14 protein-coding genes and 1 tRNA gene are annotated in these 21,123 nt (G+C 47.4%); 10 read left to right on the top strand and 5 right to left on the bottom strand.

The window, feature by feature from the left end:
* Positions 1-2: 2 nt before the first annotated feature.
* Positions 3-1,673: a CTP synthase gene (gene pyrG, locus EL645_RS08040; RefSeq protein WP_126549536.1), complete on the bottom strand. Its 1,671-nt coding sequence runs from the start codon at positions 1,671-1,673 to the stop codon at positions 3-5.
* Positions 1,674-1,744: 71 nt separating this feature from the next.
* Positions 1,745-2,395 (bottom strand): MBL fold metallo-hydrolase, encoded by a 651-nt coding sequence (locus tag EL645_RS08035; protein ID WP_126549535.1) that lies wholly within the window; start codon positions 2,393-2,395, stop codon positions 1,745-1,747.
* 293 nt (positions 2,396-2,688) lie between these two features.
* Here EL645_RS08035 and EL645_RS08030 point away from each other — a divergent pair, with 293 nt between their 5' ends.
* Positions 2,689-3,444: a glycosyltransferase family 2 protein gene (locus tag EL645_RS08030; protein ID WP_126549534.1), complete on the top strand. Its 756-nt coding sequence runs from the start codon at positions 2,689-2,691 to the stop codon at positions 3,442-3,444.
* Positions 3,445-3,542: 98 nt separating this feature from the next.
* On the opposite strand, the gene EL645_RS08025 is transcribed toward EL645_RS08030, so the two are convergent.
* The gene (locus tag EL645_RS08025; RefSeq protein ID WP_126549533.1) at positions 3,543-4,529 is read right to left on the bottom strand and encodes a glycosyltransferase family 2 protein; all 987 of its coding nucleotides are present in this window, start codon (positions 4,527-4,529) and stop codon (positions 3,543-3,545) included.
* A 338-nt stretch (positions 4,530-4,867) separates the two neighbouring features.
* Between EL645_RS08025 and secG the strand changes: the two genes are divergently transcribed.
* The 4 genes from secG (at position 4,868) to EL645_RS08005 (ending at position 13,984) form a co-directional block, all read left to right on the top strand.
* Positions 4,868-5,116 (top strand): preprotein translocase subunit SecG, encoded by a 249-nt coding sequence (secG, locus tag EL645_RS08020; RefSeq protein WP_126549532.1) that lies wholly within the window; start codon positions 4,868-4,870, stop codon positions 5,114-5,116.
* A gap of 280 nt (positions 5,117-5,396) precedes the next feature.
* A complete protein-coding gene (locus EL645_RS08015; protein WP_161977216.1) occupies positions 5,397-5,999 on the top strand; it encodes an SGNH/GDSL hydrolase family protein in 603 nt (200 codons plus the stop codon).
* The gene (locus tag EL645_RS08010) at positions 5,996-9,256 is read left to right on the top strand and encodes an ABC transporter permease (protein WP_126549530.1); all 3,261 of its coding nucleotides are present in this window, start codon (positions 5,996-5,998) and stop codon (positions 9,254-9,256) included. Before EL645_RS08015 ends, EL645_RS08010 begins: the two co-directional genes overlap by 4 nt.
* 513 nt (positions 9,257-9,769) lie before the next feature.
* Positions 9,770-13,984 carry an MBL fold metallo-hydrolase gene (locus EL645_RS08005; RefSeq protein WP_126549529.1) on the top strand — a complete coding sequence of 1,405 codons (4,215 nt, stop codon included), beginning with the start codon at positions 9,770-9,772 and terminating at the stop codon, positions 13,982-13,984.
* Here EL645_RS08005 and EL645_RS08000 read toward each other — a convergent pair.
* Positions 13,902-15,326 (bottom strand): glycosyltransferase family 4 protein, encoded by a 1,425-nt coding sequence (locus EL645_RS08000; RefSeq protein ID WP_246035315.1) that lies wholly within the window; start codon positions 15,324-15,326, stop codon positions 13,902-13,904. The two genes, EL645_RS08005 and EL645_RS08000, sit on opposite strands and share 83 nt — an antisense overlap.
* A 187-nt stretch (positions 15,327-15,513) precedes the next feature.
* Here EL645_RS08000 and EL645_RS07995 point away from each other — a divergent pair, with 187 nt between their 5' ends.
* Positions 15,514-16,371, top strand: coding sequence for an LLM class flavin-dependent oxidoreductase (locus EL645_RS07995; protein WP_126549528.1), 858 nt, complete (start codon positions 15,514-15,516; stop codon positions 16,369-16,371).
* Positions 16,372-16,918: 547 nt separating this feature from the next.
* On the opposite strand, the gene EL645_RS07990 is transcribed toward EL645_RS07995, so the two are convergent.
* Positions 16,919-18,130 (bottom strand): Gmad2 immunoglobulin-like domain-containing protein, encoded by a 1,212-nt coding sequence (locus EL645_RS07990; RefSeq protein ID WP_161977215.1) that lies wholly within the window; start codon positions 18,128-18,130, stop codon positions 16,919-16,921.
* Between the two features lie 634 nt (positions 18,131-18,764).
* Here EL645_RS07990 and EL645_RS07985 point away from each other — a divergent pair.
* From EL645_RS07985 to EL645_RS40825, 4 genes are all read left to right on the top strand, one after another.
* Positions 18,765-18,835, top strand: a tRNA-Gln gene (locus EL645_RS07985).
* A 24-nt stretch (positions 18,836-18,859) separates the two neighbouring features.
* Complete coding sequence (locus tag EL645_RS07980) at positions 18,860-19,825, top strand: DUF6585 family protein (protein WP_126549526.1); 966 nt, start codon at positions 18,860-18,862, stop codon at positions 19,823-19,825.
* Positions 19,826-20,121: 296 nt separating this feature from the next.
* The gene (locus EL645_RS07975) at positions 20,122-20,580 is read left to right on the top strand and encodes an acetate uptake transporter family protein (protein ID WP_126549525.1); all 459 of its coding nucleotides are present in this window, start codon (positions 20,122-20,124) and stop codon (positions 20,578-20,580) included.
* Between the two features lie 53 nt (positions 20,581-20,633).
* Positions 20,634-21,023, top strand: a complete 390-nt coding sequence (locus EL645_RS40825) for a ribosomal protein L7/L12 (protein ID WP_218031783.1) — start codon at positions 20,634-20,636, stop codon at positions 21,021-21,023.
* Positions 21,024-21,123: the final 100 nt, after the last annotated feature.

Raw genomic sequence — 21,123 nt, 5'->3', positions numbered from 1 at the left:
TATTACATCTCTACCCTTGAATCAGGTAACACTTTACTTGGTTCTAACTCAACTGCATCATCCTGATTACGGCTAAGCTTCACACTTGTCCCAATGAAATCACGGAAAAGTGGATGGGGACGAGTAGGACGACTTTTGAATTCAGGGTGGAACTGTGAAGCGACAAACCAGGGATGATCTTTGATCTCGATCACTTCTACCAGGCTATTATCGGCTGAACGGCCACTGACAACCAGGCCATGAGCTTCCATACGTTTGCGATATTCATTGTTGAATTCATAGCGATGGCGATGGCGTTCAAAGACAATTGCCTCACCATAAGCTTTATGGGCCTTGGTATCTGGCATCAAGCAGCAGACCCAGTTACCCAGGCGCATCGTGCCACCTTTATCTGAGACGTTGCGCTGTGTATGCATAAGATCAATCACTGGATGCGCATTTTGTGGATCAAATTCTGAGCTATTCGCGCCGGTCAGGCCCATTACATTACGCGCGAACTCGATTACAGCCACTTGCATGCCCAGGCAGAGGCCCAGATATGGAATATTGTGGCGACGTGCATAACTGGCTGCCTTAATCTTGCCCTCGATACCACGATGACCAAAGCCACCAGGAACCACGATACCAGCAACATCTTCCAGGGCTTCTTCATAATTATCGCCCATCTGCTCCAGGGCCTCTGAATTGATCCATTTAATATGGATATCCACATCGTGGAACCAGCCGGCGTGATGGAGTGATTCAGCCACAGACATGTAGGCATCATGGAGCTCCACATACTTTCCAACCAGACCTATGGTCAGTTCTGGTCGAGGACGTTTGATGCGGTTCACCAGATTTTCCCATTCTTTCATCTGGGGCTCATGTTTAGGGAGATTTAATTCTTGTACAATAAATTCGCCGAGGCCAGCTTTTTCCAGGCTCAGGGGAACTTCGTAGATGGTCTCCGCATTGGTCATGCCGATGACCGCCTTCTCCTCAATATTACAGAAGAGCGCGATCTTCTCGCGTAGCTCATTGGGCACTGGATAGTCAGAGCGGCACAAAATAACATCAGGCTGAATGCCGACGCGCAACAGTTCTTTAACACTATGCTGGGTTGGTTTTGTTTTGAGCTCTTTGGCTGCACCAAGATAAGGAAGAAGCGTAACATGGATATAGAGGACATCCCGACGTCCGACATCTTTGCGCATCTGGCGGATCGCCTCTAAATAAGGCTCGCCCTCAATGTCGCCAACAGTGCCACCAACCTCAACAATAACCACATCGGCATCTGACCGACGAGCAACGGCATGAATGCGATCCTTAATTTCATTGGTAATATGAGGGATAACCTGAATCGTCCCTCCAAGGTATTCACCACGGCGCTCTTTACCAATCACTGAAGCATAGACCTGGCCAGTAGTAACGTTATTGGCCTGGTAGGAAGGTTCGTCTATAAAGCGCTCATAGTGGCCAAGATCCAGATCAGTTTCCGCGCCATCATCAGTTACAAAGACCTCACCATGTTGATAGGGTGACATAGTACCTGGATCAACATTAATGTAAGGATCTAATTTCATGAGCGAGACGGAGACTCCGCGATTTTTGAGGAGACGCCCCAGTGAGGCGACACTGATACCTTTCCCTACTGATGATGCTACACCGCCCGTTACAAAGATAAATTTTGACATAGCTTCGCTTCCTCCTTATACCCGGAGCCTTGCCTTGAGCAATTGAAACATTGATAGTATAGTCACGGTCTTTACCGTGGTGTAAGTAACACAACCTGCATAGTAGCCGGTAGAGAATTCTTTGTGACTGTAAATTTTGGCTGTGGTTCGATTGCTTCAACACCCATTTCACGGCAAAATTTATTTAACTGTGCCGGAATGCCTTCTGTTTTTTCTGGGTGATAATGCATAGGGATAACCACGCGTGGTTCTACCTGACTGATAATCTCCGCAGCCTGTGTTGCATCGATCGAGTTTCCACCGCCAATCGGAAGGAGAAGTATGTCCGCATCGGCAACTTCTTCTAATTGTTGCTCTTGTAAAACATGACCCAGGTCACCTAGATGACAGATGACGAGATCGTCCATATGTATAATGTAAATAGTGTTGCGTCCCAATTTTTTACCACGTTCGTCATCGTGATAGGAAGCAACACCGGTAATCAATACGTCGCTAATTTCATATTCACCCGGTCCACGTACGACCCGTGGATTCCCACCCACACCCTGTACGTAGTTATGGCCTGGATGATCATGACTGACTGTAACAATGGAGGCGTTCACTTTACTCAGCTGGGAGGCGACTTCTGCATCAGCCTGCTGAGGAGTAACGGGATCTGCGATTAAAACAACATTTTTGCCACGTAGCTGGAAGCAAGAGTGGCCAAGCCAGGATATTTCCATAACTGTTATACTCTCTCACATAAGTTCGGGCGGGGACCCAATGTCCTCGCCCGGATTGTATTGTATCATAATGGATAAGTGTTCTACAAGGGACCAGCTAAGGTGTGATAATTTTGTGAGCCTAGGAAAAATGACTATTGTTTTCGCTCTTTCCTAGTCTATAGATCCCATGTGTTACTATCTTTGTTGCTATGTATGTAGTCATTCGTTTACTCGATATGGATTAATTTTTTTAGGTAATTATTTTTGAGTACACTTTCATTTCTTTTAGATAAGAGGAGAGGCTTTATATTATGCGGGTTTCTGTTGTCGTCCCTGTTTACAACGAAGAAAAAACAGTGGCTAAAATCCTGGAGATGCTTTCTCAGGTGGGTTTAGATCTTGAAGTTATCGTTGTTGATGATGCTTCAACTGATCGTACATGGGAAATTCTCCAGCAAATTCGTCAGACAGCGCCATTTGATACCTATCAGTATGTGCGCCATGAGCATAACCAGGGTAAAGGCGCGGGCCTGCGCACCGGTTTTAGACTGGCTACAGGCGACCTGGTTACTGTCCAGGACGCAGATATGGAATATGATCCTCAGGATATTCCTGCGTTGGTACGTAAATGGGAGGATGCCACAAAGGCAGGCCATAAGCGTGTGGCTATTTATGGCTATCGTGACCTTTCGGGCCAGAAGTTCACTACACGCTGGGGCAATCGCTTCCTGACAACCATGACTAATATCCTATTTGGTAGCCGCATCCATGACATGGAAACATGTTACAAATTGATGCCTGGTGCTGTAGCGCATGCGTTACCTATGACTGGTCGCCGTTTTGAGATCGAGCCAGAAATTACCACCTGTATCCTCAAAGCTGGATATGCTATTTTTGAGGTGCCGATTAGCTATTATCCACGCGAAGAGAAGAAACTTTCTCCCTGGAAAGATGGCTGGCCAGCCCTGGCTATGTTATTGCAGCAACGTTTTAACAAGCCTTTTCGTGTGATTGAGCCTGCTCAGGTCAATACTGTTGAACCAGAACATGTTCATATCAATAAGTAGGTATTTGTCTTAAAAGGCCTTTTAGGGTTCTGAATAAGGATGTTTTCCTTGAAGGCCTTTTCAACTGGCATTTGTCTATCCGTTGGATAGGGGTGAGCTTATCTTGTTAGCCGATCGGCATGTAGATTTTTTGTGGAGCTTATCATTTGCCAGATATGTTGATCCTTTTTGCGGCGATAGTCATAGTAGCCTTGCAGCCGGGCGTATCCTTCGAGTAGAATCGCGCCCAGGGTCCAGATGAGCTGTCGTGGTGTTCTCATCGTGATAGCATGGCAGGCCAGAATTTGCCAGAGAATGGGACCTACCTTCAATGTTGATGCTGCATAGCCTTGCGACGCTTGCACCTGTAGATGGCCGGCGTAGATCCTCCTGCGTTGCTGAAGGAAATCCTGGATTGTTAGTGGTCCTTTATTACGGACAATACAGGCCGGCTGATAATGCAATTGGTAGCCGAGTTGTGAGATAAAAGCCTGAATAGAAATCTCGTCCACTGCACTCTTTGCAGGAATGGCTGTAATCACATTGCGAAAGGCGATGGCTTCCCCCAGCTTTGGTTCCTGGCGCGCCAGACGATCGTGAAGGTACCAGAGCAGATGCACTGCATGCCCCATAAATGTGTCTTTTGAATTTATGGGCACGGGTCTTCCTCCAGTCATGCCAATATATGGATTTTTAAATGCAGCGCATAATTGCTCAAATGCCATTGGCTCAGGAATTACATCGGCCCCCAGTAGTATAAGGATTTCACCTGTGGCCTGTTGCAGAAAAAGATTGATGGCTGAGGCCTTGCCTTCTCTATATTGCTGAGTATAAAGGCGAATACGTCTATCTCGCCGAGCCATCGCGGTCACAATTGGCACTGTCTGATCTGTGCAGCCGCTGGCCACCACAATAATCTCATTAATGCTAAATGAATATTGTTGCTGGGTCAGGACCGCCAGCAAGGTATGTGCAATATTAGACTCTTCATTGTATGCCATGATGCCAACGCTACATGTGAAGCGGGGGACACTACCTGAGGCCGTCTGTTTCCTATAAAGTTCAACCTGCGCCGCTTGTCTGCTTGAAAAGACTCTTGTTGCCACTACTACCTGCTCCCTCCACCAAAATGCCTGCCAGGGCAAGCATCATTGACAGAAACATATGTATGTATTTATGTAATATCCTGTCAAAATGATTTTTTAATTATCTTTTGTCCACTACAACACAGTATGCATGCACAATTTGCTTATATCAATATGCGAAAGTATACAAAGGCAGACTCTTTCGTATCGCATTTTCTCCTGTGAGGGAGGGAGCAAGTACCAGTATATTTATATATGCGTGTGTACTCTCTCGACGTCTTATCTATCCTATGGTATAATCTGTCCGAAATTGATTCACTTTTGGTTGAAATGGGTTAGCACGAAAGAGAGGATTACTCTTGCTGCAACAGTGGCTTCCGGCTATTAGAATTGTTCAAATTATCTTGAGCATAGCCGTAGTAGTTTTTATTTTGTTACAGGCGCGTGGAGCTGGCCTGGGTAGTGCCTTTGGTGGCAGTAGTGCCGGTTCAGTCTTTAAAACACGCCGTGGGGTTGAGCGTTTGATTTTCAATGCGACGATTGTTTTTATCGTCCTTTTCGCTCTGATCTCTGTGTTGAGTGCTGCTATCGCTGCTCGCGGGTTATAAGTCGCGCTTAAGACACCCTCCTTTGTGCACTGCGTTCCGTGCAGTCATCTGTAAAGCGAACTTCGTAGACACAGGTTACGTCAACGCTTAAGGGGTTATGCAGCAGGTACACTGTGCACGGATAGCTTACCCGCAATATAATAGAAGGCTGTTGAAGAGGTCCGGTCATATTTCTCAACAAGTACGGACAATATTCAACAGCTTCTTTTGCTTGCTGCTTTTTATTTTCCTCCTTATTGCCTGTGCTGGCCCAGCTCCTTCTAAGCAATTACAGCTGCAAGTGCCTCCGGCCGCTCGCATAACATATGTAGCGATTGGCGCATCTGATACTTTTGGCACGGGCACTGCTGATCCCGCCACACAATGCTGGCCCGTCGATCTGGCAACTTCTTTAGGTCCCCAGGTTCGTCTGATAAATCTAGGGATTCCCGGAATTAACGCCCATGATGCGCTTAATATAGAGCTACCAGTAGCTCTGGATGAGCATCCAACCCTTATAACGGTCTGGCTAGCAGTCAATGACCTGGTTGATAAAGTTCCACTGGATAGTTATCAACGTGACCTGAATAGTGTGGTCCAGCGCCTACATTCCGCCAACCTTAAAGCTCGTATTGTGGTTGCCAATGTGCCGGATCTGACCTTCTTGCCGCGTTTCAAAAACAATAATGTGCAAGAGTTGCACCAGACAATCGCTGCATACAATAACGTCATCTCCTCTGTGGTACAACATAACCATGTTATACTGGTCGATCTCTATCAAAATTGGCAAACGCTAGCCGAGCATCCCGAATATATCAGTCAGGATGGTTTGCATCCCAATGCGATCGGTTATGCTCAAGTGGCTGAAATTTTTTATCACACACTGCAGATACAAAAAACATGACACAATTTTTTGGCATCTCAATTGACCGTTTAACTCCTATCCTGGTGATAGTGACAGGCATCATCGTGGGCGGTACACTGCTACTGGCTCTGTTTAATACTATCTTTTTTAAGATCGGTCTACGTAATGTGACCCGTCGGCGTACCCAGATGGGTTTAATTGTATTTGCCCTTATGCTATCTACGACCCTGCTCTCAGGGGTGCTGGCGACAGGGGATATTATGACGGCGGCCGTACAAAGCGTTGCCGTTTATAATTGGGGCAATATTGATGAACTGGTTGAAGGGGGCCATGGCGCGGTGGGAAGTTATTCTCAACGCATCTATGATCGTGTCAAGCGGCATGCCCAGAATGATTCAACGATCGCGGCGGTAGGGGCGGTCTTGAATGAGAGTGGTTTGTTGATCGCGGACCAGACGTCGCGCCAGGTACGTTCGAATGTTGGTGCTTTAGCTGTGTTACCTGGAAGCGAGCTAGGATTTGGAGGTCTCTATGATGCCAGCTCTAAACGTCCACGCCCAGTCAGTGCCCTACCAGATAATGCTGTCTATCTTAATCAGACCTGCGCTACCCTCTTAAATGCAAAGGCCGGCGATCACTTATACATATATTCATCGCGCTGGCCTGGACGCCGCTATACGATGCGTGTGGTTGCAATTGTCGGCAATGCTAACATTGTCGGTGATCAGCCAACCTTAGTCAGCAATTTAAATACTTTTCAGAAGGTAGAGAGCTTACCTGGTCGGATCAACCAGATCCTGATCGCTAATCGAGGCGGTGGCGGCGTCAAGGGAGCAAACCTGTCTGATCAGGTAGAGGATCAAGTAGAAACCTGGATTCCAAGAAGCGTTGTTCATGTTATCCAGGTCAAGCAACAAGGAATTCAAAATTCGCAGAATGCCCAGGAAATATTTTCACGGATCTTTTCTTTGTTCTCCCTCTTTGCGCTGGCGATCGGGCTCTTGTTGATATTTCTGATCTTTGTCTTGTTGGCGGCTGAGCGGCGCTCGGAAATGGGGATCTCACGTGCCATTGGAGTACAAAGGCGACATTTAATCTTAATGTATATATTTGAAGGTACGATCTACGATCTCTCTTCTTCGCTGATTGGATTATTGGCTGGTTTTGGACTTGGGGCCATCTTGATCTATTTGCTTGGACCTGTCCTGGAGCGTTTCAACTTCCCGCTAAAATTTACTTTCCAACCCCATAGCTTATTAGTAGCCTATTGTCTGGGGGTAATCTTTACCTTTTTTTCAGTCGTCCTTGCATCCTGGCTGGTAAGTAGAATGACTGTGAGTGAAGCCATCAGGGATTTACCAGAGCCCGGTCATATGCGTTTATCGTTGCGTGAACAGGGAGAGAGTATCTACCAATTGAGCTGGCAATTGCGCGATTGCTTACAGCCAGGGGTGCGCAACTGGCGGCGTGCCCGTAGAATCCTTTTTGAACATATACCAGAGGTATTATTGAGTTTCTTGCTGACATTGGCTGCTACTGGTATCCTCCCACTTCTGGGTGGTATTTTTCTGGTCCACTGGGGCTTAAATAATGCTGAGGTCATCCCCTTTTCACTGGGCCTCTCACTCTTTGTATTTGGTGCCGTGCTATTGCTTAAAGCCCTGATTCTACAAAGCCTGGCAGTATATATGCAGCTTCGCCACAGTCAGCGGAAACTGGATTTTCACTATTGGCCCTCCTGGATTGATGGCGCGACAGCGGCCCTGATCGGGTTGGCATGGGTAGCTTACTGGGCATTACCTTTTGACGCATTGGCGCAGTTTGGCTTACCGCGCTTCAAAGCAGGTATCGAAGTATTTTTTGTCGCTGGTGTCATGATGGTTCTGGGGACGGTCTGGACGGCAATGTCCAACGCCCGGTTGTTGATGGCCCCCGTGCTGAGTCTGTGCGCGCGTATCCCCACTATTTTTGTGACGATCAAACTGGCTCTAGCCTATCCATTACAACGGCGTTTGCGTACTGGTTTGAGCGTCGTGATGTTTAGCCTGGTAGTTTTTGCCATGACTGTGATGACAATTATTACCAGTTCCATGCAAAGCTCTTATGTAGATATTGCTACCCAGACCGGAGGTTATGATATCCAGGCTACCGCTTATTTTAAAGCGTTACCTGATCTGCAAAGCTCCCTGGTCAGTCGGGGGATTGATCCAGCCGATTTTTCCGCCATCGGGGTCAGGAGCACGACAGCGCTGGGGGTATTACAACCTGAAGCGCCCTCCCCACGCTGGTCTATCTATCCTGCACAGGTGGTGAGCGGCGGCTTTTTGCAGGGCTATGGAGTACACCTCATCGCGCGTGCCCAGAGTTTCCAGAACGACGCCGCGATCTGGCAGGCACTGCGGCAGCATCCCAATTATGCTTTGATTGATAGTAGTGCCCTTCCTGTCAGCCATGAATATGTCTATGACCCTTCTGCTGGCAATGCTACGACAGCCAATGTACCTAAAACGCCTCCCGGCTTTGATCCAAACCTCACATTTGCCATGAGTGGCGTGACGCAAGGGGATACCTCATTTTCGGCGGTTCCCCTCTGGGTGATTGGCCTACAGGGCAAGAAGGCCACAAAGATAACCGTAATTGGGGTGGTAGACAATAGCGACTCGGCCCATTTTGGGCTTTACATTCCTCAGGCCGCTTATGATGAGAAGCAGGCAAGTTTCATACCAACCAGCACGAATACCCCGCAGACTCAGAGTTACTATTTTAAAGTAGCGCCAGGACATGATCCAAGGACATTAGCACTAGCTCTGGGTTCCGCTTACCTGGACTATGGGGTAGAGACGACCGTATTAGAAGATGCCATCTGGCAGGTTCGTGGACCACGTATCTTATTGAGCAATGTCTTGCTGGCTGTAGTTGGACTGGTACTTTTGTTGGGTGTGGCGGCGCTGGCTTTAACCGGCACTCGTGCTGTGATCGAACGGCGCCAGCAAATAGGCATGCTACGTGCCCTGGGATGTTCACGACCACTAATCCAGGCCGCATTTTTACTAGAATCATTTCTGGTAGGGGCGCTCGGAAGTTTGTTAGGTATCGTGCTTGGCTTGATCCTGGCCCGTAATATTTTTGCCGCAAATTTCTTTGAACAGTATCAAACCGGCCTTGTCTTTAGTATCCCCTGGCGACAATTGGGTTTGATCGTTGTCATCTCCCTTTTTGCCTCATTCCTCGGAGCGATCTTGCCCGCCTGGCAGGCCGGGAGTGTCGCGCCAGCAGAAGCATTACGCTATTCATAAATCCTGCCTGATAAATCCAACATTTTATGTATGATGAGTTGCATTTATGTGGATTAGCTCAGCAAGTAAATGGGTGAATATTGCATAATAGCAGTATAAGAATTTATGGTGTCTGCATACAAATGAAAAAGATTGTAAAAGTATCAATCTATGAGTTAAAATAATAGAATAGATGTCGTTTGCTGTGATATTTTACTTCACACCTTGTATCCACGGAAAGGATGTTTATTGTAAAAGTATTTTTTCTTGAAATGATGTTGTCCTCTCTTCTCTGTGACCGCATGATGAGGATATTGTTACGCAGGCGTAGCAATAAACGTGGGTCATGGCAATGTTTTGCCACCCAAGCAGAGAGATAAATGATCGATTAAGCTGTGATGTACTCCCAACGGTTCTTGTTAAGAGTGCCTCTCTTCAAGCAGCGTGTTTGGGATTATACATAGAAGGATACTTAGGCTGGTGGTGTAATACCTGAGAGTTGTTACATCATCATCATGTGACGAAGGACTGTCTATGCATGTACTATTTATTGGTGGCACCAGTGAAGTTGGCGCCAGTTGTCTTGCCGTTCAAATTGCCGATCAATGGATTGTCATTGATGCCGGCGTTCGGGTGGATCGTAGTGCTGATCCCTTACCTGATTTTGCATTATTAGAGGACAAAGATGTCCGCGCAATCTTTGTCACGCACGCCCACGCTGATCATATTGGAGCACTGCCTCTTTTACACCAGGCTTACCCGGATATCCCTATTTTTGCTTCACGCGCGACTGGCCTATTAATGGAAGTAATGCTGGCCGATGCCCAGCGTATTATGCAGCGGCGTGCCGTTGAAGAAATGGAATTGCCTCTCTATCCCAGCGACCTGGTCGAACGTATGCTTAACCAGGTGCGCCCATTACCTGTCGGCGAAGCGGTAATGATTCCAGAACTGCCTGAGGTGACCGTGATTGCCAGCCCAGCGGGTCATATCGCTGGAGCCATCAGTCTGGGCTTTGTGGCCCCTGACGGCTCTCTGGTGGTTTCTGGTGACATCAGTGTTACCGAGCAGCGTACCGTTTCCGGTGCCCAGCCACCCCCGATTGAGAAACCTGATCTACTGATTCTGGAGGCCACCTATGGTTCGCGCCTCCATGCTAATCGACAAGCCGAAGAGCAACGCCTGGCGCAGGCTGTCGCCGAAGGGATTGAGCGTGGCGGCCACGTGCTGATTCCTTGTTTTGGTCTGGGTCGAGGGCAAGAGGTGCTGCTCTTGTTGGTGGATGCCCAGCAGAAGGGAATGATTCCAGAATTTCCTATTTATGTAGATGGCCTGGTGCGCCGGGTCTGTTCGACCTATCACCTACTGCCAGAAGCACTTACCCCTAAATTGACACGCCAGATTCGCAAAGGTTATTATCCTTTTGCCGGGAGGCGCATCACCTATGTCAAAGATGAGCACGACCGGGAGCGTATTCTTGCGGGCGAGCCAGCCTGTATCATTTCAAGTTCAGGTATGCTAACTGGTGGCCCGAGTGTCTGGTATGCTTCACGTTTGATTTCCAATCCTCAGGCTTCTATTCTCATTACCAGTTATCAGGATGAAGAATCCCCTGGTAAACGTTTATTGGATGTAGCGGACCGCCGGCAAGATAGTTTGGACCTGGACGGTGTTAGCACGGTGGTAAACTGCCATGTTGGCAAGTATAGTTTATCTGCCCATGCTGATGCGGGCGAACTGGCCAGTTATGCCGCTTCCCTTCAACCTTTATATGTCGCCCTTGTACATGGGGATGACGAGTCTCGTCTGGCATTACGTGCCCGCTTGAGCGATACAGATGTATTACTGCCCGACAATGCTACCGAATTTTCTATCTCAGCTGGCCGGGTTGTACATCCTACACTATCGAATAGTGTGACCGCGCTTTCCCAGTTGCGGGTCGGCATCGGACAGGGTTTACCCTTTGAGCGTGCCCACGTTGAGCAACTCTGGCAGGCCGTCTCGCAAATCTCGACCCTGCGCATTGTTACCGTACGCGAACTGGCTTTAATCTGGGATGGCCATGCTCACGAAGAGACCATTGCCCGCATTCTGGATGTGCTCAAGCAAGATCCACGTTATCGCTACTTCATGCCGCACCGAGCGCTAGAAGAAGCATTTTATGTCCGTGGCAAAAGTACCTCTTCAGAGCTCTTCAGTGATTTAATTGGCCAGGTTCTCTTTGTACAGGTTGCCTTTGGGGGTAGCCCGATGCCTGCTCTCTGCCGAGGACTGTTGCCGACCGCCTCGGTACGCCTGCAATTTGCTCCTGGGGTTTCCGATCGTATTAGATATGCTTATTCGACTATTCTAGATGTCCTGGGCGCACTACCTGAACATTTAGAAGAGCGCCAGGTCTCATCCTATTTGACCGAGCTGAGCCGCCAGGCCCGCGTTTTACGGCGTTCGCTTTCTGCGCAGAAACTGGCCCTGGCCTGTCATGAAAATACCAATTATACATTGAGTGAGCTCTGTGAATTGAGTAGAGTCTCCTCAACCGAACTGGCTGATCGGCTTGCTGTCGCAGACCTGGTCCAGCGTTCGTCTTCGCTCTTCTATGTACAGTTGATGCCTCAATTTGAAGAGGGACAAACGATCTATACCCTGGCCCCCAATTGGCAGGAAGCGCTTAAAAAAGAAGAGAGCGAGACCCCGGCCGCCCAGATTGATCGCCGTGTGGTCTTACAGATTCTGGAGCAATATATTGGCAATCCACCCGATCTCTATCGGAGACGTTTTGATGCTGATACCGGTGATATTACGCTTTCCTTCCATTTCCCCGATATTGCCAAAAAGAAGTATCAACAGGCCTTGATCGAAGCTGCGGAAGAGGCTGACGTTAATATATCGATATCTCCCTATGCTCATCAAGATGCTCTCAGTGAGATGGCGCAACAAGTTTTGCCAGAAGGATTAAGTATCCAGAGTCACCCTTCGGTGTATCAAGAGACCAGGCATATTCATTTTGATGTCAGCGGGCAAACTACACCGAGAGCCTTGAAAGAGGCGCAGGCCCGCTATCGCGATCTAACGGGATGGCACCTGACATTTATGGGGGCGACTATTGGTGCTACTGCTGTTCCACAGACCATGCCTGAGATTGTGGCTGAGCCGCCGGTCATCTCGCTGGTTTCGTGTGAGGAGGCTGTGCGCGTGGCTGAGCAACGTCTCAACTCGCTGCCTGGCTTTATACAAATTGATGTGGAAGAGGCATGGCACAGCCTGATTGTTTCTTTCCTCTTTCCAGATGTAGCTCGGAGTCGCCATGCATCGCTATGGAAAGAAATTGCAGAACTAACTGGTTGGTACGTAAAAATTATACCTATAGCCTCGCGTGACGCGCTGATTGAGATAGCCAGGCGTTCGCTTCCTGAAGGTCTGGTCTGTGTTGGAATTCCCGAAGTATTGGCAGCTCAAAAAGTTGTGCGCCTCGTCTATGATGGCTATGATTCCCATGAAGACATCAATGATGCGCGCACAGAGTTTCAGGTTACGACTGGTTGGACGCTATCATTGCTGCATACCTCTTCGGTTGTGGCCGCTAACACCGGCAATCATCAGCATAGCCGTGCTACCGCCATCCGCCCTTCTGATAAGCCCTATCGGATGGAAGATGCGCTGCATTATGCACAAGAGCTATTAAAGCCGCTACCTGGTTATTTACGGGTAAAGGTAGAGATGGAGAGTCGGACGTTAGTACCGCGTTTTACCTTCCCAGATATCGCCAGAGAGCGTTATGCGGAACAACTGGCCTCTATTTCAGAGGTAACTGGTTGGAATGTGCGCTTACATCTAATCATTTATCCGCCGGCGCTTAAAGAGGTGCTTGCCCACATTTTACCCGAAGGTCTCTCATGTGTTGATACACCATCCATCTATCAAGATAAACACAAGGTAGGGATTGTATGTGTCGGCCAGGTCTCTCCGGAGGCTGTGCAGGAGGCCCAACGCCGTTTTACAGAAGAGACCGGCTGGGAGCTTGAATTACGTGGCTCCTCGGTCGAAGCGATCGCTGAAGAGACTATTCCCGCCGATGTTGCCCTGCTATCGCGCAGCCAGGCTATGATGCGTGTGGTGGAAACATTTGGAGATGCGCATGATTTTTACCAACTGGGTGTAGATGACCGGCGCTCAACCCTCTGGCTCCATTTCTATTTTCCCGAATTAGCCCGTAGGCGGTATGAAGCACAACTTGAGCACCTGTCTCATGAGACAGGTTGGAGAATCGATGTAGATAAAGATGTCCATCAAAAGGCTCTAGTTGAGGCTGTGATGCGCCTATTGCCGCCGAATATAACTATTATTGGGAAAAAATCTATCCTGCATGAGCAACTAACCCTGCGTCTTACCTGTACCGGCTCGCTAGAAGCAGGCCAATTACAGCAAATCCAGCATAGTTTTACTGAAGAGACGGGTTGGAATGTGATATTGGATTTTTCTGGCCAACAAGCCTTCTACATTGCTCCAAATGAAAGTGAGCAAAGAGACATAGCAGAAAGTAGGGCCAGGGAGCCATTAAATGAGCGCGATGCCCAGGCTTTGGTGCAGGCAAAACTGGCTACATATGGAGTAGTGCGCCGCTTATTAGTAGATGCAATTCGCCACATTTTATTAGTGCATTTTCAATTCACCAACGGACAGAGGCATATCGATACCTCGCTCCTGAATGAATTGGAAACAGAAACTGGCTGGCATATCCAGTTAGCTTAAAGTAGAAAGGAAAGCCTCGCAGGGGGAGAGTCCTGCGAGGCAAAAATATATACACCCACGAAGCGCCATTGCTACGCGGAGAGCATATCGTGTGTAGAGACCCCAACCAGGGCTGGGTAGCGACCGGGCTTGTGCTCAGGGTGCCATAAGTGTGGGCCGCTATGACATTTGCGTAAACAGTCAGGTATTTTTCGGTCATAACTTGAGCCGAAAAATAGCGTTCAACGTGTTCACGTACAGCATGGCGATCCAACTCATGAATACGGGACATATAATGGGTTATATCTGAGGTATCATGCGCCAGAAATCCTGTATGTCCGTGGGAAATAATTTCTGCGGCAGCACCGCGCTGAAAAGAGATGACCGGGCAACCCAGGGCCATGGCTTCGATCATTGCAACCCCAAAGGGTTCTTCCCACTGAATTGGATTTAGCAGTGCTCTGGCCTGGCTGAGTAATTCAAGCTTGTTCTGGTTGGTTGCTGGCCCAAGATAGCGAATATCATGTCCATCGATATACGGCTCGACCAGATGCCGATAGTAGTCCATCGCATCGCGGTTATATGTCTCTTTGGTGCCAGCCAGAATCAATGGCTGATGGGCACGCCTGGCAGCTTCAATGGCCAGGTGTGCTCCAGCTTCATAAGTGAAGCGCCCAATCCAGATAAAGTAATCGCCACCGGACTGTGGAGTAATTGGATATTGTTTTAGTTGAATACCATGGTGGATTATACCCGCGAAACGTGCCTCTTTTGACAGCCGCGCCACCTGTTCTCGTGCGCACTCACTGGTGGCAACTAGAGGAACATGTTGGGCCCACTCCATAAAATAACGATCGGCATCGCCAGTCCAGTTATCTACTGTGCGATCGAATGGAAAATATTCATGTAATGTAGTCACGTGTGGCATCGACATCATTGCAGCTAGCGGAAAGATGTACATATCGCTGCTAGAAGCGAGATGGGTATGTACGATATCAAAATCGTGTTCAGCAATATATTCTAGCGATTTATGTAAATGATAGTATGCCTTCAGATTTGCTTGCCACGGGACACCTTCAGTAATTAAAGATTTAGGGATAAATGAGATCTGCTTGGCAGACGTGCGAGCATCTGCTGGCGCAAATAAAGTCACTTCATGACCCAGATCAACTAATTTTTCCACAAGATGATAGATAACATTTTCGGTTGTACCTAGATTCTGGGGGGAATTGCGATCCAGGGTGGTGCTACCTGTGCGATTTTCATACGTTCCTCGCTCTTTCTTAGGAACTTTACATCCCCGCTCTACTTGTATCGATAGAACAGCATATGTCCTGGTTATGTTTTTGCGTATGCAATCCATCCTGTTTATGCTGTTCCATTTTTTGTTGTCTGTAAGTTATTTTTCCGTGTGCATATATATAGACTGCAGAATTTCGCAACTATTAATAAAGTTAAGGATAAAAAATATATGGAGCAGGAATTTTGACTCATCCATTGAACTTGACAGCAGAGTATAATAAAGGGCAGACTTGGCGAGGAGTTTGTATATGAAATTTGGACTGGCAATCCCTAATTGTCATGGGGATTTTTCTGATATTCATTTAGTAGCAGAAGTAGCACATGAAGCTGAAGAAGCTGGTTGGGATGGTTTCTTTCTCTGGGACCACATTGGCGATAAATGGGGTGATGAAGTGAGTGATCCCTGGATCATGCTAGCTGCAATAGCGATGCGCACTCAGCGTGTCAATTTAGGTACGATGGTAACGCCCATGACACGGCGTAGACCCTGGAAACTAGCGCGTGAAATCGCTACCTTGGATCATTTATCCAATGGACGCATGATCCTGGGTGCCGGTAGCGGTGGTGGTATTGAATATACCAATTATCATGAGCCTGGGGATGTAAAAACGTATGGAGAGCGCATGGACGAGGCGCTCGAACTGCTCTCAAGCCTCTGGAGTGGAGAGCGCATCTCTTATGAAGGACAATATTATCAAATTGAGAATGTGCGCCATCTTCCACGTCCTATTCAGCAACCACGTATTCCAATCTGGATTGGTGGTGTCTGGCCAAATAAAAAACCCATGCGCCGGGCTGCTCGCTGGGATGGTGTATGCCCAATTGGTAAAGGCGTCGGCATGACAGAACAGATGACCCCTGGACAGGTACAAGCCTGTTTTGATTATATTCGTTCTCAGCAGAGTCCCGAGCAGGCCAATAATCAGGATTATGCACGCGTACAGTGGGGCATTCTAGACGGTAAGGACCATGGCTACGATGCGGCCCTGGTCTCTGCTTATGCAGAGGTCGGAGTGAACTGGTGGATAGAAAATCTGAGTTGGGAACGTGGAACTCTGCAAGAGTTACGCTCTTATATTCGTCAGGGGCCGCCACAACTCGCTTAAGTTATCTTTTTTATCTTCCATTGTAGCTGCATTGCTGGCTACAGGTTAATCGTATCTAAAGGGAAGCAGCTACCGGCAAAACATTTATGGCCATTCTTGGCTTGTAAATCATGTAATGACAGATACATCTGCAATTTGATCATATAGATAATAAGCGCATCCGGGTATTCCTTTAGTTGTGGTACAAGTATACTCGAGAAGCACATGTATCTTTCATCAGTAGTTTGTGGACTTCTCATAAAAGCGCCTGGGCAGCTTTAAGAGAGTTTATATTCTCTTACATGTATTAATATCGGCTTATAATCGAGCGTATTAAAAAAAGATAAAAAAATTATGCTAATGACCTCAAAAGTGTATTCTTCTACCGCTTCTTGTGTTATAAATGGGAATAAGAGAATAAAGCATCGGGGAAAACCCCTGATGTGCCAACCATGATGCTTAGCTCGCTCAGGTGGCGTCATCTCCTTTTCTGAGATGATGTGGGGAGACAAGGGTCTGCGCCCTATGTCTCCCCCTTTTTTATGCCTCATACAAAGTCATAAAAATCTTAACTTAAGATCGCTTTCACCATGGCCATATCGTTAACACTGCCATCCGCACTACTGTAAGAGAATGCTACCAGCACCCCTTCCTCGCTCCCATTTTTGAAGGTAGGATTATAGCTCACATTGGTAGAGAATGATGTGGCGCCCATCCCTTGTTGTCCATGAACATCGGCGTTACCCAGTGCATTATACTGATTATCGAAGACCATCAGTTTCCCAATCACCCCTTCAAAGGCTGTTCCTTTGCCCATCACCGTAACCGGACTTTGAATACGGCTCTGCTGGGCTGGTGTGCTAATGGATAGACCGGGGCTATCCACTTTAATGATGATCCAGATGCCACCATTAGCGTTGTTTTCTAGCCGACTCATGGTAATGGTAACTGTATTTTTGCCGGCAGCTGATGATCTTTCGACTTTAACGACGGCATCGACATCATTATTACCGCCTCCACTGACAATCGTCGTCTGGGTGCCGTTTTGCCAGTTGAAGAGCTTGGTATTGGCTACAAATTTGCCAGCTACCAAAGAAGGGCTGAGCTGCCAGGCTTCTTGCCCCTGATTAACTTGTTGTTGATCTGCCTCTGCCTGATAGCGGGTGGTACTGGGAAAGAAACCGGGAAAAGCTATCGGGACGAGTGTCTGGCTACTATCTGACCATTTGAATTCGCGTTGTAGATCATCCACGATTGCCGCATCGGGTTGTTTGTGATTCTGGGGAGAGTTCTGATTAGCCTCGCTGGTGAGAAGCGTATTGTAAGCACTTACTTTAGCATCACCTTTATAAAGATTGGTGAGCTTAAAAATTTCGTCGGGTTTAGGATTGGTGATGTTATTGTACACATGTACATCGAGGATATGGCCAGTGCCAGCATAGCGTACAGTAACCAGGGCTTGCAGATTTGTTTTCCCCATTAGATTCGCACAGATGACTTTTTCCACCTGATTAACATTGGCCTGAGTAGGTATTTTTGTGTCCCAATAAGAAGGTAGACTAACGGCAGTTGGACAGGTTTGTGAGCCTAATTTCACTGAAGGGGTCGCGGTTGGTGTAGCAGTTATTGGGGTTGGTGTGGAGGCTGTCGTAGTGTTTTTGTTTGATGTGGAATTTCCACCTCCCAGCGAACAAGCTGCCAGTATAAACAAAACAAGTAGATACACGATAGTGTTTTTGAACAATGATGGTAGTGGTATGTCGCGCATGTGCTGCCCCATATTCGTTCTCTCCTTGATATCCCCTACTCGTGTTTGAATTATCATCACTTTATGAATACAGTATAATGCCTGCTTTACAGGGTAGTTATCGACGTGCCAGCATAAATGTAGTATCTCCTCTATCCATATAAACTCAGGTATGCCAGATATTTATAATATGCTTTGTGCGATCCCTTAAATATTCTTTTCCGCTAAGAATGTGCCTTACTCCCATCCTCATGGGAAAGGTGCCAATCTTGCACGGACGGGCGCTGGCGCGCCCGAATTTTTTATCTTATGTGGTGCAAAAAGTGCGCCCAGCGCACTTTTTGCACCACATAAGATTGCTTCATGAGCACCTTTAGCGCTCAAACTCAGGTGTGAAGATGGCGAAGAACATGAGGATCAGATACACTTTTTGTAGTGATTTGTATAAAAGGTTCTGCGAACCTTTTATACAAATCACTACAAAAACTATTTGAGCGCCGCAGGCGCGAAGTATCAGGGGCCCAGGCAAGAGCAGCAGGCTTTTCAAGCACACTCCAATATAGAACATTTATAAATTGTTTTATCAATTGATTGATTTCTAGAAATTGCTGGGGATGTGTATTGACAACCAGCAAAGAAAGAGCTATTATAGGGGAGGTGAGCATATTGGAGTGTCGTCCAATGGTAGGACATCTGACTTTGGATCAGGTAATCGGGGTTCGAATCCCTGCACTCCAGCCTTAATCTAAAGGAACATTGCTCGTGGCAAATCACATCTTACCTCAAGATCATCTAATTGCCAAAAAATATAACCTGGGTGTACCAACCCGCAAATTTCGTTTTGATTCCCCTCACTATTTTTCATCTCGCCCATTTATCCTTTTTGCTGAACTGTTTGTTGTCGCATTGCTAGGCCTCTTTTGCATCACTTGTGGCTCTATTTTAGCTATTTCCGCCACTATCACCTATAGTCTTTATAATGCCTGGTTATGGATGATGGGGATGGCAAGCATTCCGATGCTATTTGGGTGGATGATGCATAGGCGGGGCAACCGGCGTTTATTCACGCTGAACATCTTCTGTGGCATTAGTAGTCTGCTGCTGGTATCACTGGGGAGCTATCTGGCAACTATCCGGACAATGCCTCCTGATCCACTGGCCTATGTCTTTGGCGGTTTGTTTCTAAGCGTCGCTGGATTGATAATTGTCAGTGTAGCAATCTGCTTTCTGCCACTCTCGCGCTCCATCTTAATTTGTACCGATGGCTGCCTCTTTATCAATAAATTGCAGTGCAGGCGAGTAATACGTTGGGAACAGATCACATCTATGCGCCTGGGAAAAGGTTTCGCACGCATTGTGTGTAGCAATGGGAGCAGCCTGAAGTTGCAGCGCACCTGGGCTAATAGCACGACCGTCCAGCATATCATTTACGGTAAGGCTTTTCGCTATCTCTTCGCACGTGCGCGCTCGTCTTATCATTCTGGTGAGCCCGTTCCCTTTGGCCGTTTCACCGTCACCTGGCAGGGTATTGATAATGGCCAGCAACTCTTTCGGTGGGAGCAATTGCGCACCTGCGTGTATATCGATTCAGGGCTTGCATTGATTAGTATCGATGATACATGTCTGGATCTAACCTATCTATCACAATTGCCTGATGCCACCGTTTTTGTTGAGCTAGTCAAATACATTCTGGCTGCACGACAGAGCCACAACTCCTTAATTCTTTGACCACAATATGCTGCTAGACCGATCCTGCTTCTTTGTACTTGAACTTTTCGACTGCCACATTCGTAATACGTTATATCGTTTGTTTTAATGTCACTCTTTACGTTTAAATTTGTAAGAGTAAATCATTGTGAGCTCTCCAGTTCAGCGTCGATGCGCTTGAAAAATTAGCTAACACTTGACATTGAAATTGCTAAATGTTATATTTCTATATGGTTGCTTATAACTATTGGTAATATTCTTCATTGCAAGAGAGATAGAAGTATGCTCGCACATACAACTGCGAGGAGGAATAAAGCATGTTCTGGTTTAACTATCGTCCAAGAGGCCCACGAGAATATCGGAGGCAGAGAGGTTTTTATGGTTTTCCATGGTGGCTTTTCTTCGCATTCTGGTGGGTTCTTCCTAAAAGTTTCTGGGGTTTCATTTTTATCGGCTTCCTGGTCCTGGCGCTAATTGCGTTTATCAGTCGTATGAGCACGCGGTCCTGGACGTCGAATCAATCGCAGCCATACTACACTCCAGGTACGCAGAATCCTCCGCAGCAACCTTATTACCAGCCCACGCCACAGCCGCGCGAGCAGCCTGAAGAGGGTCGGTCTTACTATCAGCCATATCAGCAGGGTTATCAGTATCAAGCGCCGGTAAACGAGTATCCTGGCGCTTCAGCAGAAACTTATGAGCAGGCTCCTGAGCAGGTGCAAGAGGATCCTTACCAACCCAAAGCCGAATATCCACAACAGATGCCACCCATGTAATTTATGCAAACACATCTTTAAGCTACGTGAAAGATCAAGGCCGGAGGTTGTTTATGCGCATCTTTGAAAGTTTAAAAAAGTGGGGCCAGAATCCATATCCTGAGAAGCCCTCTTCGTTAAGCTTCCATGAAGAGATTGTCTGGTATCTTACATATAAAGATAAGATTTTTGCCATTAAGGCATATCGGCAGCATACCGGGGTAGGTTTGAAAGAAGCCAAGCACGCAGTGGATGCGATTGAGAGAGAACTGAAGGGCTCGTATCGAATTTCCGATCAAATCAATACAGATCAAATCAATACAGAGGAACTCCAGACGATGATCCTGGCCGGACAAAAGATTCTAGCCATCAAATATTATCGCGAAAAGACCGGAGTAGGCTTGAAAGAAGCTAAAGATGCCGTGGATTGGTTAGAGCAATCGCTGCGTAACAAGAGCGAATGATCGTTTTACTAACTAAGTACCTCTAGCGGGCCAGAGATTAACGGGACCCGTGGGCAAACATCACGTGATATTTGCCCACGGGTCCCGTTTGTGTCTTCTG

This window comes from Dictyobacter kobayashii (genome assembly GCF_003967555.1).
Classification (GTDB): Bacteria; Chloroflexota; Ktedonobacteria; order Ktedonobacterales; family Ktedonobacteraceae; genus Dictyobacter; species Dictyobacter kobayashii.
Note: the sequence above shows the minus strand (reverse complement) of the source record. Positions and strands in the feature narration are given on the sequence as shown.

Bases quoted from the DNA above. Each gene is read 5' to 3' on its own strand.
- EL645_RS07990 (WP_161977215.1), bottom strand. From the start codon at position 18,130: ATGGGGCAGCACATGCGCGACATACCACTACCATCATTGTTCAAAAAC.
- EL645_RS07975 (WP_126549525.1), top strand. From the start codon at position 20,122: ATGTTCTGGTTTAACTATCGTCCAAGAGGCCCACGAGAATATCGGAGG.
- EL645_RS08010 (WP_126549530.1), top strand. From the start codon at position 5,996: ATGACACAATTTTTTGGCATCTCAATTGACCGTTTAACTCCTATCCTG.
- EL645_RS40825 (WP_218031783.1), top strand. From the start codon at position 20,634: ATGCGCATCTTTGAAAGTTTAAAAAAGTGGGGCCAGAATCCATATCCT.
- pyrG (WP_126549536.1), bottom strand. From the start codon at position 1,673: ATGTCAAAATTTATCTTTGTAACGGGCGGTGTAGCATCATCAGTAGGG.
- EL645_RS08005 (WP_126549529.1), top strand. From the start codon at position 9,770: ATGCATGTACTATTTATTGGTGGCACCAGTGAAGTTGGCGCCAGTTGT.
- EL645_RS07995 (WP_126549528.1), top strand. From the start codon at position 15,514: ATGAAATTTGGACTGGCAATCCCTAATTGTCATGGGGATTTTTCTGAT.
- EL645_RS08030 (WP_126549534.1), top strand. From the start codon at position 2,689: ATGCGGGTTTCTGTTGTCGTCCCTGTTTACAACGAAGAAAAAACAGTG.
- EL645_RS08000 (WP_246035315.1), bottom strand. From the start codon at position 15,326: ATGGATTGCATACGCAAAAACATAACCAGGACATATGCTGTTCTATCG.
- EL645_RS08035 (WP_126549535.1), bottom strand. From the start codon at position 2,395: ATGGAAATATCCTGGCTTGGCCACTCTTGCTTCCAGCTACGTGGCAAA.